Genomic DNA, 7,656 nt, shown 5'->3' on the forward strand with positions numbered 1-7,656 from the left:
ATTTTATTTATCATTCTATCAAGTTTTACAATTATCTATGTCATTTTAGAATCTCCCTTAGTTTTTATTAGTAAATAAGATGCGTTTGCCCTGGGATAAATCCCAACCCAAAAGCAGCAGCTATAGATGCCGTACTGATTCTTGCATCAGCCCTGACTTTATACCCCACTAGGAAGCAATAATACCTAAAAGACCCCACAGCCTTGCTGCGGGGTTTATTTTATTGGGCATTCAACCCAGGACAAAGAGCAAACTAGCAGTAATAGATCGGTGCTACTCTTTGAGCAGGGATGATCGAATAAAGGACTATCACGACATCTCCGCAGAGAGAGCAGCACCACATTTGCGACACCGATAGCGTACCACTCCGTGGAAGCAAGCTACGCGTAACGTCTCCAAGAGTTGCGTTAGCGAGTCCGCGTACTCTGTAAGAGTTGCAAGCTACGCTTTTAGCGTCTCGTAGAGAGCGTCATAGCCCGTCGTAGACATCGCTATATTTGCACATACCTCTTTTAATAGTGCCTGGAATAAATACCAACTTTACAGGTATTAAGTTAGAAAAATGTATAGACAAGTACAATACTTGTTACCAACTAGGTGGTAAATTTTACGACTGATAAAGAGATAAAAAGCGATGAACTTAACACCCAGTGAGTTAGAACGCTATCACCGCCAAATGATGCTTCCCAATTTTGGAGAAGCAGCACAAAAGCGCTTGAAGTCTGCAACAGTTTTAGTTACAGGTGTAGGGGGATTAGGCGGTACATCAGCACTTTATTTGGCAGTAGCAGGTGTTGGGCGGTTAATTCTAGTTCGGGGTGGTGACTTACGGCTAGATGATATGAATCGTCAGGTTCTAATGACAAATGATTGGGTAGGTAAGCCAAGAGTATTCAAAGCCAGAGAAACTCTGCAAGCTATTAATCCTGATATTCAGGTAGAAGCAGTTCATGATTACGTTACAAAGGAGAATGTAGACTCTTTAGTGCAATCTGCTGATGTAGCTGTTGATTGCGCCCACAATTTCACAGAGCGGAACTTGCTTAATGAGGCTTGTGTACGCTGGCAAAAACCAATGGTAGAAGCTGCAATGGATGGAATGGAAGCTTACCTGACGACGATTATTCCTGGCGTTACTCCTTGTCTATCATGCTTATTTCCAGAAAAGCCGGATTGGGATCAGCGTGGGTTCGCGGTTCTCGGTGCTGTTTCTGGGACACTAGCTTGTCTTAGTGCATTAGAGGTAATAAAGCTGATTACTAAGTTTAGTCAACCCCTATTGTCACAACTGCTGACAATTGACTTGATGCGAATGGAATTTGCCAAACGACATTCTTATCGCGATCCTTCTTGTCTGGTGTGTGGTAGCCGTTCTTGCTCGGAAAATTCGTAAATAGTTGGATGAGCGTAGCGATCGCTCTATAAGCGGATCGCCACAACTTATCTACTCATTTCGAGCTATTCTGTAGCAATTATGACATCCGACGCTTTAATCACAGCGATCGCTTCTTTTCCCTCTTGAAGTTGGAGATGGTCTACCGACTCCTTGGTAATAATTGCAGTTACTTCCACCCCAGGCCCAATTTCTAATGTGACCTCAGAGTTGACTGCTCCTGCGTGAATTTTCTTAATAGTTCCTTTTAAGGAATTACGAGCGCTAACTTCCATATTTTGATCCTCCCTAGTTATAAGATAATTCTGAACTGAGTAATACTAACAACTATGAGATTGTTGGATTATCCTCATTTAGTGAGATATCTTCAGCCTTACAGAATAACTTAGATATCAGACTGGTATTAGAAAATGAACTCTCCGTTGTAGGTATCTTTAATCAGACGGGTTTTCAGAAATATTTTGGTTTCAAAGGAGAAGGAGGAGCAGATAATATGACGATATTTGTCACATTACTAATGTAACGACCTCCAGCTTTGTCACCTGGAACTACTAAACGAGCAAATCCTTCATCTGTTAAAGGCACGACGTTACCATCACTACCTTTTTTTGCAAATGCAACTAGCACTGTTTTTCCTTCAAAGTTAGGTTGAATTTCACCAATAGCTACGACTGCACCATAGCAATCTGTGGCATCAACTAGAACATATTGCCTCAGAAAAGAGTTTTTACTATTCACCCCAGAATTCCCCGGTTTTAGACCACCTCCGGCTTTCGAATTATTAATCAATTCCCATAGAGGGACTCCATAGTATGTTTCTGTTCGCGGCCCTGAGCCGGTTTGAAAGCTCACAGTAACTTCAGTAACTAATGCTGGATTTTGTTTTTTTAAAGCATCTTGTAAATTTCGCAGTTTTTGCAAATTATAAGTGGTCGGATTATTGAGTTCTCCACCCAAGCGAAAACTTTGCGAAAAACCTCCAAGACACTTATTTTTATTCCAGACAGAAGGTGTTTTTTCTTCTTTTTCTGAGGGAACAATACTTCTTGAGTCAGCTAAAGTAGGCTGCCATAAAACCAGTATCGATAGCATTAAAGACGCAATGGGTATCGTGCGGGTAGAACGCATAAAACATTTCTCCGTTTACTATTAAATATTGAAAAAACTAGATTGTTTTGCTCAAAGCTGTTTGCTTACCAAAAATTAGTATTGTTATCGCCGAAATTGAGCAATTTGACAATAGATTCTGTTAGATAAAAATAAAAACGGTTCTATCGTTAGACTTTCAACTCCTTACCAGACGCTACTAAATAACTAGTTTTTAATAACTGATATTAAAAACTAATGAATCTTGACGCCAAAGTTAGTCGCAAACCTCTTGTTAGATTTGCGTTTTTCCAAATGGATAAGTATATCTGTGTAATCTAATGAAGATAATACCAACTTATTGAGTGCAATACCAACTAATATAGTAATCAAACACGAACAAAATTAATTTTTATTTCTTTTTAAAATAGTTCAGCTTAATGTTGTATAGAAACTAAGCTGTCATTATTTACCTTATGAATAGGTAACTATCAAGTTAATAAACTCTTTATAAGTGAGACTCACCTGTAAATTGGAAAACTGTCCGAGTTATCGGGAAGCGTTGTAGTTGTCCCGACACTATAGTTGAAGCAAAACCATACAGCGACTAGATAGACTATTCCGTGTATACAACCAATAGATCAAGTAAATGCTACAATGTATCAATACCATTGCCAAAATAAGAGTATGAAGAGGTAGGGCATTTCGTAGTAGATTTATTGTCTCTCACAACGATAAATCAAACACTACAAACAGCCCATGCCTGATATCTTATCACTGCTACAATGCCTGCTACCGCAGATCAACGCGACAACAATGCGGCAATTTAACCAAATAATCCTGGCTATGTTAACGATGAGCGGGCGAGTCACGATGTTGGGAATCTCGCGTTGGGCAGGCACTGGTGGTAGTTATCGGACGATATTAAGATTCTTTCAGACAGTAATACCTTGGGCGACGTTGTTTTGGCTATTTTTCCGTAAGCATTTATTCCGTGCAAATGAGGTGTATTTGCTTGCAGGAGATGAAGTTGTAGTGAGTAAATCAGGTAAAAAAACTTATGGGTTGGATAGATTTTTTTCTAGTCTAGTAAATAAACCGATATCAGGACTATCTTTTTTTGCATTATCGCTGGTAAGTGTTCAAGAAAGACACTCATTTCCGATTTTGATAGAACAGGTGATCAAGAGCGATGTAGAAAAAAATAGCCCATCACCAACTCCAGAAGTACAAGTCCAAGATAAACGTAAACGTGGACGACCAAAAGGGAGTAAGAACAAAAACAAAACAGAAGTAATTCTGACATCTGAATTACTAAGAATAAAAAAAATGATTAATGAGCAAGTCTTGTTAGTAGCTAACTTTATCCCCCTAACTTACTTAGTTTTAGATGGTCATTTTGGGAACAATAATGCCTTGCAGATGGCACGTCTTGTTAACTTACACATAATTTCCAAATTGCGCCATGATTCGGCATTATACATCCCTTACCGAAACCCTGATCCTAATCGTCGCTCTCGCCGTAAATACGGCGACAAGCTGGATTATTGTAATATACCTGACGCATATTTGTGTAAAAGCATCATTGACGAGGATATCAAAACTGATATTTATCAAGCTACTTTACTCCACAAGGAATTTGCCCAAGCGCTGAATATAGTTATTTTGGTTAAAACCAATCTTAAAACTAATACTCGTAGTCATGTAATTCTATTTTCTAGTGATCTAAAGTTGTCATACGAAAAGATAATCGACTACTACAAACTGCGCTTTCAAATCGAGTTTAACTTTCGAGATGCCAAACAGTTTTGGGGATTAGAAGATTTTATGAATTTAAGCCAAACTGCCGTGACTAATGCTGCTAACAAAGCAAAACTTTATGGTCAACTTATCCCATCATCTTCTAGCTGATTTTCGTCAACACAATCCCGACTCCGGCATTATTGATCTCAAAGCTTACTACCGTGGTTTTCGATATGTTCGTGAAATGTTAAAAATGCTTCCCGAAATCCCTGAGCCTATTTTATTAACCCAGATTTTTGCCAAGCTTACTTCTTTAGGACGTATTCATAACGTTTCTACAGGCGCTGAACCCTCGTAAATTGGCTACGGTATTGTTAAGAAAGAATATATACCTCAGTCGCCAAAATGAGTTAAATGCTGAAATTGGAAACTATTGACTTATAGTATCAAGCTTTAATCTAGCAATCATACAGATAGTGTAAATTACAAACATAATCCAAAGAAGATTGAGAATGCTAAATTTAGATGCCATTGATCGTACAACAATGCAATCAGTTCCATACAGTTATGCTGTGATAGAGAATTTGTTGCCCAAAGCAGCTAGCTTGGAACTTTCTGCCAGCTTTCCCCAAGAACAGTTTCGCTTATCAATAAGGGAAGGATATGGGTATCTTTGGAGTGATATGCTTGCTAGTAATGAGGATATTGCTTTGATGTACAAGTTTAGTGATCGCGCCAGCCCGGAGTTGTCAGATCGTTGGCGCGATCGCATTACACAAGGAAAATTATCTTCTAATCTTGGTAATCTCAGCAGTATTTGGCGACAAGTGATAGAAGAACTGTGGACACCTGCTTACCGTCAAGCCTTAACACAGATGTCTGGGGTGGAATTGAAAGACTGTGCAATGGTGATTGGGTTTCGTCGATATAATCTAGGTCACTGTCATCGCCCTCATACTGATGAACCATCGAAAGCTTTGACTCATTTGCTATTTTTCAATGAACAATGGCCTATGGACTGGGGTGGTTGTTTGCGAATTCTCTTTGACGAAAAACCAGAATCTGTCTTCCAAGATATTGCACCACTGAACCAGTTTTCAGCTGTAATTGTGCGCTCAGATAATTCCTGGCACATGGTAACTCCAGTAGCCTCGACTGCACTACAGTGCCGATTGGCTCTCAGGATTGCTTTTTTTCACAATCTCGATGCAGGTGCTTAGTCGATAGTAGGACTGTAAGTCCTAGATAGTAAAAATACAATCCCTACACAAAAGGCGATCGCCTCTATTCTCTGAAAACAAGTAGTTAACTAACAATACAAAAGGCAGTTAGCTTTCTTACAGATTATTTTGATTATATGAGTGCAACTATAGCAGTCATACCTACTTTGTAAGCACATCCCCGACTTATTCACAAGTTGCAGATATGCTTACAAACGATTTAGAAATGCGATATTTTTAAACCTACTTTTCGCTTATACAGTAGTAAAGTTATACCACCCGTGACTAACATGGCAGGTATTGAATCTGATTCAGGAATTGGTGTAATTTGACCCGAACCACTGATTGTGTTGCTAAACTGGCCAAAATCATTCACTCGACGACCGGTCGTAACTAAAAAGTATTTCTGTCCTGTAAGGAGTTCTTGGTTGAAAGTAACAGTACTACCATTAGTAGTGGTATTTGCTATAAGAACATTGGTTAATTGTTCAGTAGGATTGAAACTGTCCTGATATAAAGCTAAGAAAATATCCCATTTTCTATTTGCAGGTGGCGTAGGTTCAGATTCACCACTTATATTATATAAACCTGATTGATCGACCGTAAAATCAAATACACTGTAAGGTACACTCATGCCCAAATTCCCATCTTTTTCACCACTGATAAGAGTGGGAGGATTCCCTGGTGCTACACGCCGCCAAATCGGTTCATTTGTTGTATCTCCCTGATAAGTAAAGGTAGCAGCTTTGGAGGATTGAGCGGTAGAAACAGTAGCTAATGCTAACCCTAGAATAACCATTAATGGTTTTTGAAAAAACTTTGTTTTTAACATAAATTATCTCCTTTGATTTACTAATAGCTTGTTTCAAAAATGTTGAGAGCGAGAAACTTATCAAGCAGATTATCGATTGTGAGGGACACTCGACAGATGGCGATTGCATAGATAGGATTGCTGGCAAATGTCTCTACTTCCTCACTACTAATGCTTAAATAGTCATTGATATGAGCACTTAAACTTTATGAATTATTCAATAGTATTTATGGCATCTTTTTTTATACGAATTTGCGTTTTTGATTGAAGCTATCATACCAACTTGGTTGGAAAAAATCAATTCAACTACGTAATTAAACGCTGACTTTATCAAAACTTTAAGTAAAAAGTTTTTTTATTTTGCACGACTTACACACATGACAAGATTTCATGAGTAACTACGACTGTGGTGCTTTTACGATGCCCACGGCGAGCGTACCCCTGCTCAAAAACCAGCTATGCAGAAGCCGTAAACCTTGTGGATAGCTATGCTTAGGGTGCAGCCTCTGTCTCCGACACGCTATTGGCGTTCGTAGAGAAGCGATCGCAATGTCTACGACGGGCTACGCCTACGCAACATAGCTATTTGATCTCCAAATCCGACCAACCTCTTGCATAGCGGAGGATGTGTTTGTTTGCCTTATGCCTTCTTTCACTATGAAAGAAAGTGAATGTGGAGGCATAACAGCTTATTAATCTTGTCCCTCGACAATTTCTTTTTGGATAAAACTAATTTGTGCAGCTAATTCTTGCCGAGTAGAAGCTTTAAATAGATATCGGAAAATAAACCAGATTAAGTAACCAATTCCAGTCAACTCAAAAACTAGATTTAACTGGGGAATTTCATTAATTACATCTAATACAGCTAGAATGATCTTAACTATAACAGTCGCTGTAATAATTGTAGCAAAACAAATAATTGGCATCTGGTATTCAGTGGAAAAGCTACCTAAGTATTTAGGCAATTTATCCAAAAAGACAGAGAATTTACCACCAAATTGCTGCCATTGAGGTAATGGTTGATTATCAGGCATTAGCAATGGTTGAGTATCAATTTTTGAACTTTCAAATTCTGCAATAGGTTGGGTTGATCTAATATCAAAAACTTTGGATTGTTCTACTTCGCTCTCCCTATGTAATGCTTTATCAGTAGTTAGTGGAAATGGCTGAGTATCAATTTTTGGACTTTCAAGTACTGCGTAGTTTACCGCCGTAGGCATCAGTTCGGTAGATGTAATATCAAAAGATTTGGATTGTTCTACTTCACTCTCCCCAAGTTTACTATTTTCTTCAGGGATAACAGTTTTCTTTTGCCCTGCACGGATATCAGATTGAGCGAGTTTCATCAAAGGGGAGTAAATGGCATTATACATATCGCGTGCCATATTCACCGCACCTTCAAA

The 7,656-nt window shown here is 38.8% G+C and carries 6 protein-coding genes and 1 pseudogene; 3 read left to right on the top strand and 4 right to left on the bottom strand.

Annotated elements, in window-relative coordinates:
* Window positions 1–634: 634 nt before the first annotated feature.
* Window positions 635–1,393, top strand: a complete 759-nt coding sequence (locus V7L31_RS12000; protein ID WP_334696428.1) for a HesA/MoeB/ThiF family protein — start codon at window positions 635–637, stop codon at window positions 1,391–1,393.
* A 65-nt stretch (window positions 1,394–1,458) separates the two neighbouring features.
* Here V7L31_RS12000 and V7L31_RS12005 read toward each other — a convergent pair whose 3' ends face one another.
* Entirely contained in the window at window positions 1,459–1,668 is a 210-nt protein-coding gene (locus tag V7L31_RS12005; RefSeq protein ID WP_334696429.1) for a TOBE domain-containing protein, read from the bottom strand.
* 175 nt (window positions 1,669–1,843) lie between these two features.
* Complete coding sequence (locus tag V7L31_RS12010) at window positions 1,844–2,521, bottom strand: hypothetical protein (RefSeq protein ID WP_334696430.1); 678 nt, start codon at window positions 2,519–2,521, stop codon at window positions 1,844–1,846.
* A 717-nt stretch (window positions 2,522–3,238) separates the two neighbouring features.
* Between V7L31_RS12010 and V7L31_RS12015 the strand changes: the two are divergent.
* Window positions 3,239–4,580, top strand: a pseudogene (locus tag V7L31_RS12015) (transposase).
* Window positions 4,581–4,734: 154 nt separating this feature from the next.
* Entirely contained in the window at window positions 4,735–5,442 is a 708-nt protein-coding gene (locus tag V7L31_RS12020) for a 2OG-Fe(II) oxygenase family protein (protein WP_334696431.1), read from the top strand.
* 220 nt (window positions 5,443–5,662) lie between these two features.
* Here the strand turns inward: V7L31_RS12020 and V7L31_RS12025 are convergent, their stop codons facing one another.
* Both V7L31_RS12025 and V7L31_RS12030 read right to left on the bottom strand, forming a co-directional pair.
* Complete coding sequence (locus V7L31_RS12025; RefSeq protein ID WP_334696432.1) at window positions 5,663–6,274, bottom strand: PEP-CTERM sorting domain-containing protein; 612 nt, start codon at window positions 6,272–6,274, stop codon at window positions 5,663–5,665.
* A 671-nt stretch (window positions 6,275–6,945) separates the two neighbouring features.
* Window positions 6,946–7,656, bottom strand: a 711-nt coding sequence (locus tag V7L31_RS12030; protein WP_334696433.1) for a CAAD domain-containing protein, incomplete at its 5' end; no start/stop codon positions are given.

The organism is Nostoc sp., assembly GCF_036916655.1.
GTDB lineage: Bacteria > Cyanobacteriota > Cyanobacteriia > Cyanobacteriales > Nostocaceae > Nostoc.